This window comes from Micromonospora sp. KC721 (assembly GCF_004348355.1).
Classification (GTDB): Bacteria; Actinomycetota; Actinomycetes; order Mycobacteriales; family Micromonosporaceae; genus Micromonospora.
Genome location: NZ_SMJY01000007.1, coordinates 13,257 through 33,446, shown reverse-complemented (window position 1 = coordinate 33,446; position 20,190 = coordinate 13,257). Strand labels below are relative to the sequence as shown.

Below are 20,190 nucleotides of genomic sequence, written 5' to 3'. Positions count from 1 at the left end.
GTGGGCGCGATCACCGGAACGTTCAAGGGCTTCGGGGTCACCTTCTCGCACATGTTCAGGAAGGTCGTCACCACCGACTACCCGTTCAAGCCGCCGGTTTCGGCGCCGCGCTATCACGGCCGGCACATCCTGAACCGGCACCCGGACGGCCTGGAGAAGTGCATCGGCTGCGAGCTGTGCGCCTGGGCCTGCCCGGCGGACGCGATCTACGTCGAGGGTGGCGACAACAGCGAGGAGCAACGCTTCTCGCCAGGTGAGCGGTACGCCAGCGTCTACCAGATCAACTACGCCCGGTGCATCTTCTGCGGGCTCTGCATCGAGGCCTGCCCGACCCGTTCGCTGACCATGAGCAACGAGTACGAGCTGGCCCGCGACAACCGGCAGGATCTGATCTTCACGAAGGAGCAGCTGCTCGCGCCGTTGCTGCCGGGTATGGAGCAGCCGCCGCACCCGATGCGGCTGGGTGACAGCGAGAAGGACTACTACGTCGGCGCGCTGGACAACCCGGGTGTCTCGGCCGGGGCCGAGCGATCGGCCAACAACCCGGGCCGCTACCAGCTCGAGGAACACCCGGGGGTGACCTTCCCCGGCGCCGAGCAGCACGCCCAGCGGGCCGAGGCGGGCAAGGGAGCAGAAGCATGACCACGTCTACGGTGCTCGCCGCGGCGGGTGAGGTGTCCGGGGGTGAGGAGGTCACCTTCTGGATCCTCGCCCCGCTGGCGCTGATCGGCGCGATCGGCATGGTGTGGGCCCGCAACGCCGTGCACTCGGCGCTCTGGCTGGTGCTGACCATGCTCTGCCTGGGCGTGTTCTACGTGCTCCAGGCCGGCCCGTTCATCGGCATGGTGCAGATCATCGTCTACACCGGCGCGATCATGATGCTCTTCCTCTTCGTGCTGATGCTGGTCGGCCGGGACGCCTCCGACTCGCTGATCGAGACGTTGCGCGGGCAGCGGATCGCCGCGGTGGTGCTGGGTCTCGGCTTCGCCGGCCTGGTCGGCACCGGTCTGCACCGGGCGCTCGGCGGGACCGCCGGAGTGGGCCTGGAGCAGGCCAACGCCGAGGGGAACGTGCAGGGCATCGCGCGGCTGCTCTTCACCAAGTACGTCTTCGCCTTCGAGCTGACCTCGGCGCTGCTGATCACGGCGGCCGTCGGCGCGATGGTGCTGGCGCACATCGAGCGGCGCCGGGAGGACCGGATGGACCAGGTCGCCACCATGAAGGCCCGGTTCCGCCCCGGCAACTACCCGGGTCCGAAGCCCGGCCCCGGTGTCTTCGCCACCTCGTCCTCGGTGGCCACCCCGGCCCGCCTGCCCGACGGCCGGCTGACCGAGCGCAGCACCCCGGAGATCCTGCCGGTGCGGGAGATGACCGCCGAGGAAACCTCCCTGAAGGGGACTGACAAATGACCCCCGACTACTACCTCATCCTCGCGGCGGTGCTCTTCACCATCGGCGCCGTCGGCGTGCTGGTCCGGCGTAACGCGATCGTGCTGTTCATGTGCGTCGAGCTGATGCTCAACGCGGCGAACCTGACGCTGGTCACCTTCAGCCGGATCAACGGTGACCTCAACGGCCAGATCATGGCGTTCTTCGTGATGGTGGTGGCCGCGGCCGAGGTCGTGATCGGGCTCGCCATCATCATGTCGATCTTCCGGACCCGGCGCTCGGCGAGCGTCGACGACGCCAACCTGCTGAAGTACTAAAGGGGCCCTGCGGTGGATCACATTCTGACGTACGCCCAGGCAGAGCCGACCGGTGCCGCCACCTACGCGGCGGCCAGCGGCCTGCTGAGCAGCGTCTGGCTGCTGGTGGCGGTTCCGCTGGTCAGCGCAGCCATCCTGCTGCTGCTCGGCCGGCGGGCGGACCGCTGGGGGCACTGGCTCGGGGTGGCCGCGATCGGCGTCGCGTTCGTGCTCGGGGTGGCCTCCTTCTTCCAGCTGCGCGGCCTGGAGAACAAGTCCGTCGAGCTGAGCCTCTGGGACTTCATCGCCGTCGGCAACCTGAGAGTGGACTTCGGGCTGCTCTTCGATCCGCTGGCCGCGGTCTTCGTCCTGCTGATCACCGGGGTGGGTTTCCTGATCCACCTCTACGCGGTCGAGTACATGGCGCACGACGAGGGCCGGCGGCGGTTCTTCGCGTACTTCAACCTGTTCGTCGCCGCGATGCTGCTGCTGGTGCTCGGCAACAACTACGTGATGCTCTACTTCGGCTGGGAGGGCGTCGGTCTGGCGTCGTACCTGCTGATCTCCTTCTGGTACGGGCGGCCGAGCGCGGCCACCGCCGGCAAGAAGGCGTTCCTGATGAACCGGGTCGGCGACGCCGGCCTGGCGATCGGCATCTTCATCATGTTCGCCACCCTCGGCACCACCCAGTACGACGAGGTCTTCACCGGCGTCGGCGGGCTGGCCGGCGGCACCGTGCTGGTGCTGGGCCTGCTTCTGCTGCTCGGCGCGTGCGGCAAGTCCGGCCAGTTCCCGCTCCAGGCGTGGCTGCCGGACGCGATGGAGGGCCCGACCCCGGTGTCGGCGCTCATCCACGCCGCCACCATGGTCACCGCCGGCGTCTACCTGATCGCCCGCTCGAACCCGATCTTCTCGGCCAACGCCACGCTCCAGCTCGTGGTGGTCAGTGTCGGCGCGGTCACCCTGCTGATGGGCTGCCTCATCGGCGCGGCCAAGGACGACATCAAGCGGGTGCTGGCCTGGTCGACGGTGAGCCAGATCGGCTACATGTTCCTCGGCGTCGGCCTGGGCGGCGGGGCGTACGCGCTGGCCATCGTGCACCTGCTGGCGCACGGCTTCTTCAAGGCCAACATGTTCCTCGGCGCCGGCTCGGTCATGCACGGCATGAACGACCAGGTGGACATCCGCCGCTTCGGCGGCCTGTCGAAGTACATGAAGGTCACCTGGATCACCTTCATGATGGGCTGGCTGGCCATCATCGGCATGTTCCCCTTCTCCGGCTTCTTCTCCAAGGAGCCGATCATCGTGGCCGCGTTCGAGCGGGAGGGCTGGACGGCCTGGCTGTTCGGCGGCGCGGCGCTGCTCGGTGCGGGGCTGACCGCCTTCTACATGACCCGGCTGTTCGTGCTCACCTTCCACGGACCGAAGCGGTGGACCGAGGACATCGAGCACCCGCACGAGTCGCCGAAGCTGATGACGATCCCGCTGATCCTGCTGGCGATCGGGTCGGTCGGTGCCGGTTTCCTGCTCGCCACGTCGGTGCCGGACTGGTTGACCGCCACCGCCGGCCTGGGTGGCCAGACGGAGGGGCACGAGGCGGTCCTGTCGCACGTCGTGATCACCGTGCTCTCGCTGCTGGTCACCGTCGCCGGAGCCGGGCTGGCCTGGATGCTGTTCCGCAACGGCACGGCCACCGAGCCGCAGCCAGCCGGGGTGCTGGTCACCGCCGCCCGGCGCAACCTGTACACCGACGCCTTCAACGAGGCGGTCTTCGAGAAGCCCGGTATCTTCCTCACCCGGGCACTGGTCTTCCTGGACAACCGAGGCGTCGACGGGCTGGTCAACGGCCTGGCGGCGGCGGTCGGTGGCGGCTCCGGCCGGCTCCGCCGGCTGCAGACCGGCTTCGTCCGGTCGTACGCGACGTCCATCCTCACCGGCGCGCTGCTGGTGGTGGCGGCGTTCCTGGCCGTACAGGCGGGGTGGTTGGCGTGATCGACCTTCAGGCGGCCGTCGTCGGCGGACCGCGCAGTGACGACGGAGGTAAGGCCGAATAATGTCCGACTTCCCGTTCCTCTCGGTGCTCACCGTGGCGCCGCTGGTCGGTGCGCTGGTGGTGGTCCTGCTGCCCCGGCGGCGGCCCGAGCTGGCCAAGCAGGTGGCGCTCGGCTGGTCACTGCTCGTGCTGGCGCTCTCCGTGGTCATGTGGGTGTCGTTCCAGGTCGACGGCGACCGGTTGCAGTTCCGTGAGTCGTACCCGTGGATCCCGACCTGGGGGGTCAACTTCACCTTCGCCGCGGACGGCATCGCGCTGGTCATGTTGATGCTGATCGCGGTGCTGGTGCCGCTGGTGATCCTGGCGTCCTGGCACGACGCCGAGTCCTCGAAGCGGTCGGTGCCGGTCTACTTCGCCCTGCTGCTCGTCCTCGAGTGCACGATGATCGGCGTCTTCGCCGCCGCCGACGTCTTCCTGTTCTACGTGTTCTTCGAGGTCATGCTGGTGCCGATGTACTTCCTGATCGGCAGCTACGGCGGCCACCAACGGCAGTACGCGGCGGTGAAGTTCTTCCTCTACTCGCTCGTCGGCGGTCTGTTCATGCTGGCCGCGGTGGTCGGCCTCTGGGTGGTCGGCGGGAAGACCCTCGACTGGCAGACGCTGACCCAGGTGGACATCTCCACCGGCACCGAGCGTTGGCTGTTCCTCGGCTTCTTCCTCGCCTTCGCCATCAAGGCGCCGTTCTTCCCCTTCCACACCTGGCTGCCGGACGCCGGTGGGGCCGCCCCGGCGGGCGCCGCCGCACTGCTGGTCGGGGTGCTGGACAAGGTCGGCACCTTCGGCATCCTGCGGTACTGCCTGCCGCTGTTCCCCGAGGCGTCGAAGTGGTTCGCGCCGTGGGCGCTGGCGCTGGGCCTGATCGGCATCATCTACGCGGCGTTGCTGGCGGTGGGGCAGTCCGACCTGAAGCGGCTGGTGTCGTACACCTCGATCGCCCACTTCGGTTTCATCGGGGTCGGTATCTTTGCCTTCACCACCCAGGCCGGCACCGGCGCGGTGCTCTACATGCTCAACCACGGGCTCGCCACCGGCCTGCTGTTCCTGGTGGTGGGGATGCTGATCGCCCGCCGGGGCTCGGCGCTGATCAAGGACTTCGGCGGCGCGGGCAAGCTGATGCCGCTGCTGGCCGGGGTGCTCTTCTTCGCCGGCCTGGCCTCCCTGGCCCTGCCCGGCACGGCACCGTTCGTCTCCGAGTTCCTGGTGCTGATCGGCACGTTCACGGTGAACAAGCCGGTCGCGGTGATCGCCACCCTGGGCATCATCCTGGCCGCCGCCTACGTGCTGTGGATGGTGCAGCGCACCACGCAGGGCACCCTCAACCCGGAGCTGACCGGCATCGAGGCGATGCGCCGCGACCTGAGCCTGCGGGAGAAGTTCGTGGTCGCCCCACTGATCGCCCTGATCCTGCTGCTCGGCTTCTATCCGAAGCCGGTCACCGATGTCATCAACCCCGCCGTCCAGGCGACCATGCAGGACGTCGGCAAGACCGATCCCGCCCCTGAGGTCGGCAGCGTCCAGGAGGCTAGCCGGTGAGCGCGAGGAGTGAACGAGCGCAGCGAGTGAGCCCCGCAGTCGCGAACGAAAGGTCAGACCAGTGACCGAGCTGAAACTGCCGTCGATCGACTACGCGGCGCTCTCCCCGATCCTGATCATGCTCGGCGTGGCCCTGCTCGGGGTGCTGGTCGAGGCCTTCGTGCCGCGCCGCCACCGGCACCTGACGCAGCTCTCACTCGCCCTGGTGGCGGTGCTCGGCGCACTGGTGATGGTCGTGTTCAACGCCGACGAGCGACTGGTCACCATCGGTGGCGCGATCGCCGTCGACGGTCCGACGCTGTTCCTCCAGGGCGCCATCCTGGTGCTCGCCGCCATGGCGCTGCTGCTGATCGGGGAGCGCTCGGTGGAACGCGGCGGGGCGTTCGTCGCCCAGGCCGCGGTGACCGCCGAGTCGGACGACGACCGGCGGCAGGCCGAGGGGAGCAACGGCGCGACCGAGGTCTACCCGCTGACCACCTTCGCCGTCGGCGGCATGCTGATCTTCGTGGCGGCGAACGACCTGCTGACCATGTTCATCGCGCTCGAGGTCTTCTCGCTGCCGCTCTACCTGCTCTGCGCGCTGGCCCGCCGTCGGCGGCTGCTGAGCCAGGAGGCGGCGATGAAGTACTTCCTGCTCGGCGCGTACGCCTCGGCGTTCTTCCTGTTCGGTGTGGCGCTGGTCTACGGCTTCACCGCCGGGATGCCGGATCGGGCGGCGGGCGTCGACTTCGCCACCGTGCACGCCGCGGTGAAGGATTCGCCGGCCAGCCCGGTGCTGCTCTTCGCCGGCATGGCGCTGCTCGCCATCGGCCTGCTGTTCAAGGCCGCCGCCGCGCCGTTCCACGTCTGGACGCCGGACGTCTACCAGGGCGCCCCGACGCCGGTCACCGCCTTCATGGCGGCCTGCACCAAGGTCGCCGCCTTCGGGGCCCTGCTGCGGGTGTTCCACGTGGCGTTCGCGGACGCCGCCTGGGACTTCACCCCGATCCTCGGCGTGGTGGCGGTGCTGACCATGCTGGTCGGCGCGGTGCTGGCGGTGACCCAGACCGACATCAAGCGGCTGCTGGCGTACTCGTCGATCGCCAATGCCGGCTACCTGCTGGTGGGTGTGCTCGCGCCGACCGGCGCGGGCGTCGCGGGCACGATGTTCTACCTGGCCGCGTACGGGTTCTCGGTGCTGGCCGCGTTCGCCGTGGTGACCCTGGTCCGGGACGCGGACGGCGAGGCCACCCACCTGTCCCGCTGGGCCGGGCTGGGTCGCCGCTCGCCGTTCTACGCCGGCGTCTTCACCTTCATCCTGCTGGCCTTCGCCGGTATCCCGCTGACCAGTGGCTTCATGGGCAAGTTCGCGGTCTTCGGTCCTGCCCTGGAGAGCGGTCAGGCGTGGCTGGTGGTGGCCGGTGTGCTGACCAGCATGGTGCTGGCGTTCCCGTACCTGCGGGTCGTGGTGATGATGTGGCTGTCCGAGCCCGGGGACAGCACCCCGACGGTCACCGTGCCGGGTGGGCTGACCGCCACCGCGCTCATGATCGGCGTGGCGGCCACCCTGGTGCTCGGGGTGCTTCCCGCGCCGCTGCTCGATCTGGCGACAGACGCCGCGACGTTCGTCAGGTGAACCGTCGTTCCTCGGATCCGGGGCCGGTGCGCGGTGGCGCACCGGCCCCGGGCCGTATCCCCGCCCCGGAGCAGGTCGAACGGGTGTGGCATGGTTGAGGGCGTGGTGAATCCGGCTGGCGAGCGTTCAGAGGCGGTCGGTTCCGGCGGTCGTCGGGGCCGGGCGGGCACGGGCCAGATCGGCGCGCTCGGCGTTCATCTCGCCGACCCGCACGTCGAGTCGTCCGTGCTGGGTCTGCTCGACTCCGTCGAGACCGAGCTGCGGGCCAGCGTGGCCAGCGCCGATCCGTTCGTCACCGAGGCGGCGCGGCATCTGGTGGAGGCCGGCGGGAAGCGATTCCGGCCGCTGCTGGTGGCGCTGGGCGCCCAGTTCGGTGACGCGGGGGCCCCGCAGGTGATCCCGGCCGCGGTGGTGATGGAACTCACCCACCTGGCGACGCTCTACCACGACGACGTGATGGACGAGGCAGCCGTCCGGCGCGGTGCGCCGAGCGCCAACTCCCGCTGGACGAACTCGGTGGCCATCCTGGTGGGCGACTACCTTTTCGCCCGGGCCGCGGACATCGCCGCCGACCTCGGCCCCGAGGCGGTCCGGCTCCAGGCGCGCACGTTCGCCCGGCTGGTCCACGGCCAGATCGCCGAGACCGTCGGCCCCCGCGCCGGCGAGGACCCGATCGCCCACTACCTGAACGTGATCGCGGAGAAGACCGGCTCGCTGATCGCCACCTCGGCCCGCTTCGGTGGCATGTTCGGCGGCGCGTCGGTCGCGCACACCGAGGCTCTGGCAGGCTACGGCGAGACCATCGGGGTGGCCTTCCAGCTCTCCGACGACCTGCTCGACATCGCCAGCGAGTCGCGGCAGTCGGGCAAGACACCCGGGACGGACCTGCGCGAGGGCGTGCCGACCCTGCCGGTGCTCTACGCCCGGGCCGCCGACGACTCGGATGCCGCCTCGGTGCGGCTGCGGGAGATCCTGGCCACCGGCCCGCTGGTCGACGACGCGCTGCACGCCGAGGCGCTCGGCCTGCTGCGCGAGTCGCCGGCGCTCAAGCGGGCCCGGGAGACGGTACGCAGCTACGCCGAGGGCGCTCGGGCGCAACTCGCCCCACTGCCGGACAGCCCGGCCCGCCGGGCCCTCGAATCGCTCTGCGACCACATCGCCGACCGCACCGGCTGACCGCCCCCGCGCGCGGCTTGGCCGGACGCGGGGCTCAGCGGGCGAGGAGGCGGCTGCCGGTGAGCATGAAGGCGGCGGCGGCGAGCATGGCCGCGGCGGCGGCCAGCCACATCATCGGGTAGCCGAAGGCGGCGGCGATGGTGCCCAGCCCGAGCGGGCCGAGGCAGCCGCCCGCGTACACCCCGGTCTGGGTGATCGAGGTGGCGGCGGCCGGAGCCTGCGGATGCAGCTTGACCACGGCGAAGTTCATCAGCCCCGGCCAGGCCCAGCCCAGACCGAAACCGAGCACCACGCCCACCACCAGCGGCACCGTGCCGGCCACCGCGAGCAGACCCAACCCGGCCGCGCCCACCACCAGCATTCCGGCGATCAGCGCGACGTGCCCCTCGGCACGCCGGTCGGCGAGCCAGCCCCCACCCACCCGGGCGGTCACGCAGACCGCGCTGCCCAGGGTGAGGGTCAGCCCGGCCAGCCCCGGCGCGAGACCACGCGCCACCGCAGAGTCGACCAGGAAGGTGCCCAGTGCGTTCGCGGCAGCCGCCGCGAGGGTCGCCGCCACCCCCACCACCACGAGCGCCGCGGTGGCCCGCCCGCCGCGCGCCGACGCGGCGCGTCGTTTCGGCCCGGCGTCGCCCGGGGGTACGGCGGGCAGGGTGGCCAGCGCGGCGACCGAAGCGGCCACGAACGCCCAACGCCACCCGGCGGTGAGTGCGATGGCGGGTACCGCCGCGCCGGCCAGCAGGGTGGAAGCGGGGATCGCGGCCTGTTTCACGCCGAAGGAGAGCCCCTGCCGGCGGGCCGGGACGTGCCGGGCCAGCGCCGCGTTGCTGGCGAGTTGACCGAGCGCGTTCGCCGCGGCGCTCAACCCCAGCAGGACCACCAGCACCGGGTACGAGCGGGCCAACGTCGCGATGGCGAGCAGGCAGGCGGCGGCGATCAGGATGCCGGCGCGGGCCACCGTGACCGGCCCGTACCGCTCGACGAGACGCCCCGACGGGACCGAGGCCAGCGCGCTGACGCCGAAGTACACCGCGACGGCCAACCCCAGCCCGGCCGGGGAGAAATGGAGGTCGTCGCCCATCTGCACGGCCAGACCACCGACCAGGAACACCGGCAGCACGCAGGCGATGGTGGTGGCGACGGCGCCGGCACCGGCGCGCAGCGGGCGTACCTCGGGCCGGTGCGTGGATGAGGTGAGGTCGGTGTCGGTCATGGTGCGGCCAACGTACGTGAGTCTGCTTTCCGACCGCCCGGTGTGGCGCAGCGATACCCGTCACGTACATGCTGGTCTGGCATTCTCGACCCGAACGGGCGTTCCGTCCCTGGGCGTTTTTTCATATGGTGTAAGTCCCCGGCTGCGGAGGTGGTTGTGCGCGACCCCCTGGCGGAGCCTTCGGATCTCATCCGGAGCGTCTCCCGCGCCCTGCGCGTGCTCGAGTCGGTCGGTCGCGCCCCGAAGGGGCTGACCGTCAAGCAGATCGCCCGGCGGTGCGAGCTGACCGTCGCCACCACCTACCACCTGGTCCGCACTCTGGCGTACGAGGGTTACGTGATTCGCCGGGAGGACGGCACCTACATCGTCGGGCTGGAGGTCGCCGACCGGTACCGGGAGCTGGTGACCGCCTTCCGAGGGCCGCCGGCGGTCGGGGAGACGCTGCGCCGAGCCGCCGCCGACACCGGCTGGAGTCACTACCTCGGCCGCTTCGTGGGCGGGCAGGTGGCGGTCACCGCGGCCGCCGAGGGCGTCCGCTCGCCGCACCTGGAGGAGCTGGTGCCCGGCTTCGACGAGGGCGCGCACGCGACCGCGCTCGGCAAGAGCCTGCTCGCCACGCTCACCCCCGACCAGCGTTTCCGCTACCTGCGCGAGTACGGCATGCGCCCGTTCACGACCGCCACCCTGACCACGGTGGAGGCGTTCGAGGCGGACCTGGCCGCCGGGGAACGCCGTGGCATGCAGTTGGAGCTGGGGCAGTTCCGGCAGGGGGTGGCCTGCGCGGCGGTGCTGGTAGCCCCGGACAAGGACATCGAACGTCGGGTGGCGCTGGCCTGCGCGCTGCCGGCCAGCGAGATGATGACCTCCGCCCGGGTGGTACGGGCCAAGCTGCTGACCGTCGCCCGGTCCCTCGCCGACATCATCACCGCCGACACGTGACCTCCCGCCCGGCCGATCACCGACACGCCGACGGGCCCCGTCCCGGGCGGAGAGCGGAGCCCGTCGGCCGGTGGCCGGGGTAGGCCACCGGAGGGGAACGTCAGCTGCCGATCGGGCCGCCGTCCAGCCGCCAGGCGACCACCACACCCGGCTTGGCGTAGTCACCGTCCGGCCAGGTCGACGCCGGCTTCTCCACGCTCGCCCCGGTCAGCTCACCGGGGTGCTGCACCGCCACGAAGACCGAACGGTTGTCCTCGGTGATGAACGGGCCGCAGGTCTCCGCACCGACCGGCACGGTGAGGAACTGCTTGAGGTGGCCCCGCTCCGGGCCCTCCACGGGGGTGGCGAAGAGACCGTCGTTGCTGCCCAGCGCGTTGCCGTCGGTGGAGATCCACAGGTTTCCGGCGGCGTCGAAGGCCACGTTGTCCGGGCAGGAGATCGGCGACACCTTCGTCTTGTCGTACCCGGCGAAGTAGGTCGACGGGTCGGTCGGGTCGCCGGCGACAATCGGCAGCGACCAGGCGAAGGTCTCCGCCGTGCTGTCGGCGCGGTCCTCGACCAGCTCCAGGATCTGGCCGTGCTTGTTGAGGTTGCGCGGGTTGGCCTCGTCGGCCGGTGCCTTCCCGGGCTTGCCCCGGTCGGTGTTGTTGGTCAGCGCCACGTACACCTTGCCGGTGAGCAGGCTCGCCTCGACGTCCTCCGGCCGGTCCATCTTGGTCGCGCCGACCTTGTCGGCGGCCAGCCGGGTGAAGGTGAGCACGTCGGCGGCGGTCATCCCGTCGACGTACGAGCGGGTGCCGCTGACCAGCCTGATCCACCGCCCCCGGCCGTTGAACGCGCCGTCGGCGGGGAGCTTTCCGGAACCGTCGATCTCGGCGGCGCTGGTCTGCTCGATCTTCGCCACGTAGAGGGTGCCGGACTCCAGCAGCGTCAGGTTGTGCTTGCGGGCCACCCACGAGTCACCCGGCATGAACTTCTTGTCCGAGACGAACTTGTACAGGTAGTCGAAGCGCTCGTCGTCGCCCATGTAGGCGACCACCTGACCGTTGCGCGCCACGATCACGTTGGCGCCCTCGTGCTTGAACCGGCCCAGCGCGGTGTGCTTGCGCGGGCGGCTCTCCGGGTCGAACGGGTCGATCTCCACGATCCAGCCGAAGCGGTTCGCCTCGTTCGGGTGCTTCGCCAGGTCGAACCGCTCGTCAGCCCGCTCCCACCTGCGGCTGCCGCTCGGGTACCGGGCGGTGGTGGTGATGCCGTACCGGGCGAGCTTCGGCTTGACCTCCTCCGGCACGGCGTCGCCGCCGACGAAGTACTGGTTGAAGTTCTCCTCGCCGGAGAGCACCGTGCCCCACGGGGTGACCCCGCCGGCGCAGTTGTTCAGCGTGCCGACGACCGTACGGCCCTTCGGGTCGGCGGCGGTACGCAACCAGGCCGACCCGGCGGCCGGTCCGGTCAGGTCGAACTTCGTGGCCAGCGCGGTCACCCGCCGGTTGTACGGACGGCGGCCCTGGGTGACTGGACGCCACTGCCCGGTGCCGTCGACCCGCTCCAGTTCCACCACGGACATGCCGTGGGCGGCCATGGTCACCCGCAACTGCTCCACCGTGAGCGCGTCCATGCTGGTGAAGCCGGGGAACATCAGATCCTCGTTGGTGTACTCGTGGTTCACCACGAGCAGCGCCCGCCGGCCACGCCGGTCCAGCGGCAGCACCCCGACGAAGTCGTTGTTGTAGCCGAACTGCTTGGCCTGGGCGGCGGCGGTCTGGTTGCGCAGGTCGAACCGGGGGGCACCGGGGACGACCGGGTCACCCCAGCGGATGACCACCGAGTGGTCGTACCCGTTCGGCACGACCAGGGTGTCGAGCTTGTTCGGCGGGATCGGTTTGAAGGTGAGTGCTCCGGTGCCGGCGGGCGGACGGGGGCGGCGGAAGCCGGTCACCTCGGCGGCGGCGGGCGCGGCGGCGGCCGGAACCGATCCGCCGGTGGCGCCGGCGGCGGTGCCGAAGCCGAGGACCAGGGCACCGACGGCCCCGGCGGACAGCACGCCGCGCCGGTTCACCTCGGCGGAGACGATGTCGCCGAAGTACGCGTTGTCGGAGGTGTTGGGCACGGGGTGGTCGCAGGCGTTGCCGCACCGGTACAGGCAGGTCATCGCATCGCGGCTGCCGTGCCGGGGGGTGCCCAGCAGCGGGAGCAGCCGGGGACGGTCGCTCATCGGGGAAGCCTCCTGGAAGCAGGTTCACTGGCACGGCCGGAACAGCGGGTGGACGTGCGTACCGGCCGGAGGCTGCCAGGGCGCGGTGAGCGGGCCTCGGCGCGAGTGTGAACCTCATGTGAACAGCAGGAGCGGATGAACCGATCGGTGGGGTCGCGCGTATCCACAAGCGGACCCCACACCGTCCGACCCGGCGCGTAGAGCGAGGTGATCACCGTCAGCGACCACGACGCCCAACTGCTGCGCGCGTTGCACGACGAGCATGCCGAGGCGCTGTACGCGCACGCGCTCCGCCTGGTCAACGGCGACCGGACCCGGGCGGAGGATCTGGTGCAGGAGACCCTGTTGCGGGCCTGGCGCCATCCGGAGTCGCTGGACCCGCGTCGCGGTTCGGTCCGCGCGTGGCTGTTCACCACCGCCCGGAACCTGGCGATCGACGCGTGGCGGCGCCGGTCCACTCGGGTGGGTGAGGTGTTCACCGAGGAGCTGCCCGAGCCGCCCGAGACGGTCGACGAGGCCGAGCGCGCGGTGGAGGCGTGGACCGTCGCCGAGGCGCTGAACCGGCTCAGCCCGACCCACCGCGAGGTGCTGGTCGAGTGCTTCTACCAGGGGCGTTCGGTGTCCGAGGCGGCTGCCCGGCTGGGCGTGCCGGCGGGGACCGTCAAGTCCCGCACCCACTACGCACTGCGTTCACTACGGCTGGTCCTGGCTGAGATGGGGGTGACCGGATGACCCGCTGCGAGTTCGCGTTCGACGACGGCGCGTACGTTCTGGGCGCTCTCGCCCCGGCGGACCGGGCGGCCTACGAGCGGCACCTCGCCGGCTGTTTCGAGTGCCGGGAGGCGGTCGCCGAGATCGCCGTGCTGCCCGGGCTGCTGGGGCGGCTCGACCCGACCGACCTGGTGGAGTTCCTGCCTCCGCCGCCGGAGATCGACCGGGTGCCCGACCTGCTCGCCGTGGCGCGCAAGCGCCGCCGCAGGGAACGCTCCGCCAGCCGGCTGAGGTACGCGTTGACCGCGCTGGTCGCCGCCGGGTTCGCGGTGGTGGTGGGTTTCGGCGGGGCCACCGTGCTGCGTCCGGCCCCGGGTCCGACGCCGACGCCGACCGTGCAGGCGATCCGCATGGTCTCCATGGCGCCGGTGTCGGCGAAGACTCCCGCGGTGCACGCGGAAATCGGGCTGACCGGCAAGAAGTGGGGCACCGAGATCACCATGCACTGCGGGTACGACGCCACGGCCGGCTACGGCAAGGCGTACACCTTCCGGTTGGTGGCGTACGGCCCGGACGACGCCACCGAACAGATCGCCTCCTGGCTGGCGGGCCCCGGCGACGACGTCCGCCTCACCGGCGCGACCCGGTTCACCGACGCGGAGCTGGTCCGGCTGGAGTTGATCCGCGCCGACGGCACCACCGTCCTGGACTACGAGGTGCGCTGAGCGTCGCCCCCGGCCGGTCCCGGCCGGCTCGGGGCGCGCGCCGGTGGGTCAACCGGCGGTGACCGGCGCCGGGGCGCGGGCGGCGATCCGGTTGCGGCGCCCCTGCCGCAGCAGGTCCACCGTGAAGATCATCAGCGCCGCCCAGACCAGGACGAAACCGGCCAGCCGGGCCGGTGGCAGTGGCTCGTGGAACAGCAGCACACCGCAGCCGAGCTGGAGGATCGGGGCGAGGTACTGGAGCATGCCCAGCCCGGTCAGCGGCAACCGGTTGGCCGCCCCGGCGAAGAGCAGCAACGGGACGGCGGTCACCGCGCCGGCCAGCGCCAGCAGCACGGTGTGCCCGGCCGAGACGTGGCCGAAGGTGGACCCTCCCCGGGCCGCCAGCCAGCCCAGGTACGCCAGGGCGGGCAGTGCCAGCACCGCGGACTCGACGAAGAACCCTTCCGCGGCGGGCAGTCCGAGCCGCTTCTTGACCAGCCCGTACCCGGCGAAGGTGAACGCCAGGGTCAGCGCCAGGTACGGCAGCCGGCCGTAGTCGACGGTGAGTACCGCCACCGCGAGCGCGCCGACGCCCAGGGCCACCCACTGCGCCGGGCGCAGCCGCTCGCGGAGCACGAAGACGCCGAGCAGCACCACGACCAGCGGGTTGATGAAGTAGCCCAGGGCGGTCTCCACCACCCGGTCGGAGTTCACCCCGTAGATGTAGGCGGTCCAGTTGACCGCGATCAGCGCCGCCGCCGTACCGATCCCGGCCAGCGTCCGGGGCCGGCGGGCCAGCGCCCGCAGGAAGCCGACGTTGCGCATGGCGGCCAGCACCAGCGCGACGAAGAGCACCGACCAGACGATCCGGTGGGCCAGGATCTCCACCGGGCCGGCGGGGCGCAGCAGCTTCAGGTAGACCGGAAAGAAACCCCAGATCAGGTACGCCCCGAAGCCGTAGAGGTAACCGAGTCGGGTCTGGTTCACGCCTCCACCGTAAGGCCCGGTGAGCCGATCGGATCCTTTCCGGTGACCGGGTTGACCGAGCGTCGGTCCAGCTCCATCCAGCGTTCCGGCGTGACCGGGGTGAAGCCGACCCTGGCGTACACCCCGTGCGCGTCGAGGGTGGCCAGCAGGATCCGTCGTACGCCCAGGCTGGCCAGGTGGTCCCGAACGGCCGTGGCCAGCCAGGCGCCCAGCCCGCGTCCCCGCTCCTCGCGCGCCACGTAGACATCACAGAGCCAGCCGAAGGTGACCCCGTCGGTGACCACCCGGGCCACCGCCACCTGCCCGCCGTCCGGCACCCGGTGGACGCCGTACGGGATCGAGCCGGCGAAGGCGCGCGCGACGGACTCCCGGCTCCGCCCGAGCGCCCAGTACGCGTCGGTGGAGAGCCACTGGTGCACCCGGTCCAGGTCGAGCCGAGCCGGATCGGTGCTGAGCAGGTAGCCGTCGTCGCGGGTCAGGGAGAACATTCCAGGGACGCTAGCCCGACTCGCCCCCGGCCGCGCCAGCCAATTCCCGCTCGTTGGCAGTCGCCCCGAACCGGCCCGCGGCCGGCCGCCCGGTTCGGGACGCGACCCGCTGCCCGGTCGCAACAGGCCGCGCACCGACGCGCGACGGCTGGGCAACCCGACACGCCGGGCCTGCTACCCACGAGCGGCCAACGATCAGGGGTTGGCCGGGAGATGCGACCCGGATCAGTCCCGGTCGAGGACCGCGCCCAGGATCCAGGTCACGATGCCGACGAAGAGCGCGCCGAGTACGGCGGCCGGCCAGAAGCCGTCCACGTGGAAGGGCAGCCCGGCCTCGCCGGCGATCCAGCTCGTGAGCAGGAACAGCAGGCCGTTGACGACCAGCGCGATCAGCCCCAGGGTCAGCAGGTACAGCCCGCAGCCCACGGTCTTGATGATCGGCTGGAGTACCGCGTTGACCACTCCGAAGATCACCGCGACCAGCAGCAGCGTGACGACCGTGTCGACCGCCGAGCTGGAATCCAGGGAGATGCCGGGGATGAGCAGCGTGGCCAACCAGAACGCGACGGCTGTGGCACCCAGCCGGATGAAAATGCCCTTCATGCGGGGATGGTGTCACGGGAGATCCACTGTGGGAACCCTCTGGGCCGGACGGCGGCGGATGACCGCCGGTCGGCCTCAGCGCCGCCCCGGTCGGCCGATCAGCTGCGACTCGATCGCCGTGGGGGAGAGCAGCGCCCAGCGCAACGCCCGCCGGTTCACCACCGCCACCATGTCCGTGCGGATCCGGGTCAGCCACTCCGCCGACCCGCCCAACCCGAGCGCGGCTCCGGCCAGCGCCGCCTCCTGCGGGTCCAGCGGTTGCAGCACCGCCAGGTCCGCCCGGCCCAGGACGTCCACGTCGGCGGCGGTCAGCTCGTCGCGTATCACCAGGGTGGCCTGCCAGGCCGGCCCTGGCGTCGGTTCGGTCGGCGTCGCCCCCGCGTCCACCACCAGCAGCACCGGGCATATCGGTGAGCCGGGGCCACCGCCGACCGTGCGCCCCGGCGGCAGCACCGCGACGCCGCCACCGGTGCTGCCCACCCCTCGTACGAACGGCTCCCACACCCGTGGGCGGCCGGTCTGTACGGCCACCCGCGCGCCCAGCGCCATCGCCCGCAGGACCAGCAGCTGCGCCGCGCGGACCCCGCCGACGAGGACCAGCCGGGTGCCCTCGGCGCGGAACAGCCGCACGGTGACCGCATCGCCGTGCCGGTTGGCGCCGACCATCAGCCCGCCGCCCCCGATCGACAGCTCCAGCGGCTCAGGATCCGGACCGACGGCCACCGCAGCGCTGGCCACCGCGAGCGGCAGCGTGGCGGCCAGCCCGTCGAGCTGATCGCCGTCGAGTCGGCGTACCTCGCCTCCGGCGTCCGCGACGAGCCGAGCCAACGCCTGGGTGGCCAGGGCGAGTTCGTCGGGCGTCCAGGCGGCCAGCCGTACCGTCAGCTCCGCTGGCATCCCGGCGGTGTCGGCGCCGGTGCGCGGGCCGGCGCAGAGCGCGACGCTGGTCGCGGTCGCCGGCAGCGCCAGTAGCCGGGTCACCAGCCGGCGGCCCAACTCGGCGTGCGGGTCGGGCCAGCGGCGCAGCCGGAAGCTGGCCTGGAGCAGCCCGCCGGCACAGACCACCTGCCAGGTCTCGCGGGTCGGCCAAGCGCCGTCGTGGTGGGCCAGTTCCCCGAGTACGCGCAGCGCGGCGTGCTCACCGAGGAGCCGCCCCCCGGCCGGGCCGAGGCGTCGGACGATCCGGCGTACGGTGCCGGAGAGGGCTACCCGCAGCTCCTCGTCGCGCCAGCCGTCGACCCGCAACACCCGGACGGCGAGCAACGCCCGCTCCTGCCCCGGCAGCCGGCCCCCGGTCAACTGCCGGTACGACGTGCCCGCGGTGCCGCCGGCCGTGACCGGCGCGGGGGCCGGCGCGGCGTGCAGCAGCAACTGGATCCGGACCGGCGGATGCTCGCCGTCGGCGGGCGGCAGCAGCGCGCTGGGCGTGGGCAGTGCCCGCCGGGCGTCGCCCAGCAGGTCGCCGGGGTCGCCCAGTTCCAGCACCGCGGTCAGCCCGGTGGCGTCGTCGACCACGGCGGCCGGTTCCCCGGCCAGTTCCACCGGGCGTACGGCCGCGCCGGGGAGCACCAGGTCCAGCAGGGCATCCGGACCGCCGGCCGGCGGGGACACGTGCCGCCGGCCGGCGTACCCGGCGGCGGTGATCAGCCACTCGGACAGCCACCGGCCCCGCCAGCGCACCCAGGCGGTGACGACCAGCAGACCGGCGGTCAGCAGGGCGAGCCCGACCAGCGCCGGGCCCCGGCCGGACGCGGCGACGACCAGCGCCACCGCGACCTGGGCGGCCACGATCTGACCGGCACGCACGGCGGTCCCGGACCGACCCGCGCCGATCCACCGCCCCGGCACCGGCGGGCGGGAAACCACCCGGACCGGTTCTCCGGTCGTGCTCGCCGTCACCGTGCCTCCTCCGCACTCGACGTGCCAACCCCGGCACCGCGCCTGCTCTGCCGCAGCGCGACGGGGGCGTGACCCATGGTAAGAGCCGGACCGGCTTCGCGTTGTCCACAGGGGAACGCCGGGGGGTAGCACGACCGCTATCTGACCGCTACCGTCAGCGACGAGTTCGGCCGACCGCGGCCGCCGGGCCCGCTCCCGGCCCTTCAGGTCCACGATGGACAGGCCGACGGTTCGCCACAACCGGGAAGGCGAGGTGACGTCCAAGGTGTCGCAGACCCAGGCAGAAGCCGCGGTGATGCAGCAGACCGCCGCGAAGTTCGAGCAGGTGGACCAGTCGCTGCAGAGCATGCTCAGCGGCCTGATGGCCGAGCTGGAGGTGTTGCAGCAGGCCTGGCGGGGCGCCGGTGGGCGCTCCTTCGAGCAGGTCAAGCAGCAGTGGTCGCAGGATCAGGCCGCGTTGCAGCGGGCACTGCGGGAGACCGCCTCGGCGATCCGCACCGCGGGCCAGCAGTACGACGTCTCGGACACCGAGGCCGCCGGCCGGATCGCCGGCACGAACCGGGGTGGCATCCAACTGCCGCTGTAACCACCGATCGAGGGGGAGGAACATCCGATGGACCACGGTGTCCTGGTCGTCAACTTCGCCGCGCTCCAACAGGCCGGCGCGGACATCCAGAAAGCGTTGAACACGCTCGACTCACAGCTCGGCCAACTGGAAAAGGAGGCGGCCCCACTGGTGGCGACCTGGACCGGCGAGGCGCAGCAGGCGTACGAGCAGCGGCAGGCGCGGTGGCGCGCCGTCTCACAGGATCTCCAGGCGATGCTGCGCGACATCAAGTTCGCCGTCGACGACTCGGCGGCCGACTACCTCAACACCGAGAAGCGCAACACCGGCCTGTTCCAGTGAGCCCCACCCTCCGGTGAGTTCTGCCCCCACCGGGCTGTGCGCTCCGGTGGAGCCTGCCCTGCGGTGGCGGCTGGCCTCCGCCGGGTCCGCCACGGCGGCTGCGCCGACCACCCTTCGGCGCGGCCGCCGTGGCGCAGGGCGCGGGTCAGGCGGGGCCGGCCGGGCGCCAGCCGCGCCGGGCCGCCCGGGGCAGCACCAGCGCCAGCAGCACCGCCGCCGCGACCGCGGCACCGGTGAACCCGGCCACCAGCAGCGCGCGTTCCCGGGCCGCCGCCCGCCGGGCCTGCTGGGCCAGCAGCGCCGGATCGGGCTGGTCCGCCGGCAACGCGGACGGCCCGCCCGGCGTCACCGCCGATCCCGGTCCGGTGTCGGTGACCGCCCGGTACGGGTTGAGCACGCCGGCGCCGTACTCGTCGCCCCGACTGTCGCCAGGTGCCGGATCGGCGGTGTCGAGGATGCGCTGCGCCACCTGCGCGGCGCTCAGGTCGGGCCGGTACTGCCGGACCAGGGCTGCCGTCGCCGCGACGAACGGTGCCGCGTAGCTGGTCCCCTCCGCCCGGTGGTGTCCCTGTCCCGGCGCGGCCATCAGCACGTCGCTGCCGGGGGCGACCAGATCGACGTACGGGCCGGTCTGGGAGAAGTCGGCCCGGGTGCCGTCCGGCCCGATCGCTCCCACCCCGAGCACTCCCTCGTAGGCGGCCGGGTAGGGGCGTGGGTCACCGCTGCCGTGCAGGTTGCCGGCGGCGGCCACCACCACCACGTCCCGGCGCGACGCGTAGGCCACCGCCTCCCGAACGGCCGGGTCGTCGGCGTACAGCACCACGGAGAGGTTCAGCACGTCGGCACCCTGGTCCACCGCCCACCGGATCGCCCGGGCGAAGTCGGCGGCCCCGACCGTACGCCCCGACTCCCGCCCCTCGACCACCTGCTGCTCGCTGACCCGGACCGGTAGCACCCGGGCCTGCGGCGCGAGCCCGGCGAAGGCCACCCCGACGGCGGGGCCGGCCGCGATGATGCTGGCGACTCCGGTGCCGTGGCCGGCGCAGTCCCGGCTGCCGTCGCCGCCCGGGTCGAGGAAGTCCGCCCCGTCGAGCACCCGACCGCCCAACTGTGGATGCCGGCGGTCGACGCCGGAGTCGATGACCGCGACGGTGATCCCCGCGCCGTCGGCCAGCGGCGCGAGACGCTCCGGGGCGTACCGCTGCTGGGCCCAGGGAACGGCGGCGACCGGGCGGGCCGGCGCGAGCGGGGTCGAGCAGAGGGGCGCGGCCACCTGGGCGGGCGCCGCCCCGGCCGGGGTGACCGACGACACGGCGAGAGTGGGCAGCCCGGTCAGCAGGACCGCCGCCAGAGCTGCGGACGCTGGTCGCGCACTGGGCCGGTACATCGACCGCCTCCGTATCGTGTCGACGTCGGAACGGGATGTTAGCGCCCGGTGGGCCGGCGGGTGGCCCGGCGTCGAT

At 72.1% G+C, this 20,190-nt stretch carries 18 protein-coding genes and 1 pseudogene; 12 read left to right on the top strand and 7 right to left on the bottom strand.

Annotated elements, in window-relative coordinates; genetic code table 11:
- The 7 genes from nuoI (at position 1) to E1182_RS02480 (ending at position 8,061) form a co-directional block, all read left to right on the top strand.
- A complete protein-coding gene (gene nuoI / locus E1182_RS02510; RefSeq protein WP_132260983.1) occupies positions 1-642 on the top strand; it encodes an NADH-quinone oxidoreductase subunit NuoI in 642 nt (213 codons plus the stop codon).
- Entirely contained in the window at positions 639-1,409 is a 771-nt protein-coding gene (locus E1182_RS02505) for an NADH-quinone oxidoreductase subunit J (protein ID WP_132260982.1), read from the top strand. The genes nuoI and E1182_RS02505 overlap by 4 nt, the downstream gene beginning before the upstream one ends.
- On the top strand, positions 1,406-1,705 hold the full coding sequence (gene nuoK / locus E1182_RS02500) for an NADH-quinone oxidoreductase subunit NuoK (RefSeq protein WP_132260981.1): 300 nt from the start codon (positions 1,406-1,408) through the stop codon (positions 1,703-1,705). Before E1182_RS02505 ends, nuoK begins: the two co-directional genes overlap by 4 nt.
- 12 nt (positions 1,706-1,717) lie before the next feature.
- Entirely contained in the window at positions 1,718-3,676 is a 1,959-nt protein-coding gene (gene nuoL, locus E1182_RS02495) for an NADH-quinone oxidoreductase subunit L (RefSeq protein WP_132260980.1), read from the top strand.
- A 61-nt stretch (positions 3,677-3,737) separates the two neighbouring features.
- Positions 3,738-5,270, top strand: a complete 1,533-nt coding sequence (locus E1182_RS02490) for an NADH-quinone oxidoreductase subunit M (protein WP_132260979.1) — start codon at positions 3,738-3,740, stop codon at positions 5,268-5,270.
- A 61-nt stretch (positions 5,271-5,331) separates the two neighbouring features.
- A complete protein-coding gene (gene nuoN / locus E1182_RS02485; RefSeq protein ID WP_132260978.1) occupies positions 5,332-6,885 on the top strand; it encodes an NADH-quinone oxidoreductase subunit NuoN in 1,554 nt (517 codons plus the stop codon).
- A gap of 90 nt (positions 6,886-6,975) precedes the next feature.
- Complete coding sequence (locus tag E1182_RS02480) at positions 6,976-8,061, top strand: polyprenyl synthetase family protein (RefSeq protein WP_132260977.1); 1,086 nt, start codon at positions 6,976-6,978, stop codon at positions 8,059-8,061.
- A 34-nt stretch (positions 8,062-8,095) separates the two neighbouring features.
- On the opposite strand, the gene E1182_RS02475 is transcribed toward E1182_RS02480, so the two are convergent.
- Positions 8,096-9,274, bottom strand: a complete 1,179-nt coding sequence (locus E1182_RS02475) for an MFS transporter (RefSeq protein WP_132260976.1) — start codon at positions 9,272-9,274, stop codon at positions 8,096-8,098.
- 156 nt (positions 9,275-9,430) lie between these two features.
- Between E1182_RS02475 and E1182_RS02470 the strand changes: the two genes are divergently transcribed.
- Positions 9,431-10,213, top strand: a complete 783-nt coding sequence (locus E1182_RS02470) for an IclR family transcriptional regulator (RefSeq protein ID WP_132260975.1) — start codon at positions 9,431-9,433, stop codon at positions 10,211-10,213.
- Positions 10,214-10,313: 100 nt separating this feature from the next.
- On the opposite strand, the gene E1182_RS02465 is transcribed toward E1182_RS02470, so the two are convergent.
- Complete coding sequence (locus tag E1182_RS02465; protein ID WP_132260974.1) at positions 10,314-12,428, bottom strand: PhoX family phosphatase; 2,115 nt, start codon at positions 12,426-12,428, stop codon at positions 10,314-10,316.
- A 237-nt stretch (positions 12,429-12,665) separates the two neighbouring features.
- On the opposite strand from E1182_RS02465, the gene E1182_RS02460 reads away from it, so the two are divergent.
- Together E1182_RS02460 and E1182_RS02455 are read left to right on the top strand one after the other, a co-directional pair.
- Entirely contained in the window at positions 12,666-13,160 is a 495-nt protein-coding gene (locus E1182_RS02460; protein WP_243705987.1) for a sigma-70 family RNA polymerase sigma factor, read from the top strand.
- Positions 13,157-13,864, top strand: coding sequence for an anti-sigma factor (locus tag E1182_RS02455; RefSeq protein WP_132260972.1), 708 nt, complete (start codon positions 13,157-13,159; stop codon positions 13,862-13,864). The genes E1182_RS02460 and E1182_RS02455 overlap by 4 nt, the downstream gene beginning before the upstream one ends.
- 48 nt (positions 13,865-13,912) lie before the next feature.
- Here the strand turns inward: E1182_RS02455 and rarD are convergent, their stop codons facing one another.
- The 4 genes and pseudogenes from rarD to eccE form a co-directional block, all read right to left on the bottom strand.
- Positions 13,913-14,830: an EamA family transporter RarD gene (gene rarD, locus E1182_RS02450; protein ID WP_132260971.1), complete on the bottom strand. Its 918-nt coding sequence runs from the start codon at positions 14,828-14,830 to the stop codon at positions 13,913-13,915.
- Complete coding sequence (locus E1182_RS02445) at positions 14,827-15,318, bottom strand: GNAT family N-acetyltransferase (RefSeq protein WP_132260970.1); 492 nt, start codon at positions 15,316-15,318, stop codon at positions 14,827-14,829. Before E1182_RS02445 ends, rarD begins: the two co-directional genes overlap by 4 nt.
- A gap of 225 nt (positions 15,319-15,543) precedes the next feature.
- Entirely contained in the window at positions 15,544-15,921 is a 378-nt protein-coding gene (locus E1182_RS02440; RefSeq protein WP_132260969.1) for a phage holin family protein, read from the bottom strand.
- A 75-nt stretch (positions 15,922-15,996) separates the two neighbouring features.
- Positions 15,997-17,929: pseudogene (gene eccE / locus E1182_RS02435) on the bottom strand (type VII secretion protein EccE).
- A 156-nt stretch (positions 17,930-18,085) separates the two neighbouring features.
- Between eccE and E1182_RS02430 the strand changes: the two are divergent.
- Together E1182_RS02430 and E1182_RS02425 are read left to right on the top strand one after the other, a co-directional pair.
- Complete coding sequence (locus E1182_RS02430) at positions 18,086-18,406, top strand: WXG100 family type VII secretion target (protein WP_132260967.1); 321 nt, start codon at positions 18,086-18,088, stop codon at positions 18,404-18,406.
- A 27-nt stretch (positions 18,407-18,433) separates the two neighbouring features.
- Positions 18,434-18,727, top strand: a complete 294-nt coding sequence (locus E1182_RS02425) for a WXG100 family type VII secretion target (protein WP_132260966.1) — start codon at positions 18,434-18,436, stop codon at positions 18,725-18,727.
- A 145-nt stretch (positions 18,728-18,872) separates the two neighbouring features.
- Here the strand turns inward: E1182_RS02425 and mycP are convergent, their stop codons facing one another.
- Positions 18,873-20,114 (bottom strand): type VII secretion-associated serine protease mycosin, encoded by a 1,242-nt coding sequence (mycP, locus tag E1182_RS02420; protein WP_132260965.1) that lies wholly within the window; start codon positions 20,112-20,114, stop codon positions 18,873-18,875.
- Between the last annotated feature and the right edge of the window lie 76 nt (positions 20,115-20,190).

Excerpts from the sequence above, each read along its gene's own strand:
- E1182_RS02505 (WP_132260982.1), top strand. The coding sequence starts at position 639 with ATGACCACGTCTACGGTGCTCGCCGCGGCGGGTGAGGTGTCCGGGGGT.
- nuoK (WP_132260981.1), top strand. The coding sequence starts at position 1,406 with ATGACCCCCGACTACTACCTCATCCTCGCGGCGGTGCTCTTCACCATC.
- E1182_RS02490 (WP_132260979.1), top strand. The coding sequence starts at position 3,738 with ATGTCCGACTTCCCGTTCCTCTCGGTGCTCACCGTGGCGCCGCTGGTC.
- E1182_RS02480 (WP_132260977.1), top strand. The coding sequence starts at position 6,976 with ATGGTTGAGGGCGTGGTGAATCCGGCTGGCGAGCGTTCAGAGGCGGTC.
- E1182_RS02475 (WP_132260976.1), bottom strand. The coding sequence starts at position 9,274 with ATGACCGACACCGACCTCACCTCATCCACGCACCGGCCCGAGGTACGC.
- E1182_RS02465 (WP_132260974.1), bottom strand. The coding sequence starts at position 12,428 with ATGAGCGACCGTCCCCGGCTGCTCCCGCTGCTGGGCACCCCCCGGCAC.
- E1182_RS02455 (WP_132260972.1), top strand. The coding sequence starts at position 13,157 with ATGACCCGCTGCGAGTTCGCGTTCGACGACGGCGCGTACGTTCTGGGC.
- E1182_RS02445 (WP_132260970.1), bottom strand. The coding sequence starts at position 15,318 with ATGTTCTCCCTGACCCGCGACGACGGCTACCTGCTCAGCACCGATCCG.
- E1182_RS02440 (WP_132260969.1), bottom strand. The coding sequence starts at position 15,921 with ATGAAGGGCATTTTCATCCGGCTGGGTGCCACAGCCGTCGCGTTCTGG.
- E1182_RS02425 (WP_132260966.1), top strand. The coding sequence starts at position 18,434 with ATGGACCACGGTGTCCTGGTCGTCAACTTCGCCGCGCTCCAACAGGCC.
- mycP (WP_132260965.1), bottom strand. The coding sequence starts at position 20,114 with ATGTACCGGCCCAGTGCGCGACCAGCGTCCGCAGCTCTGGCGGCGGTC.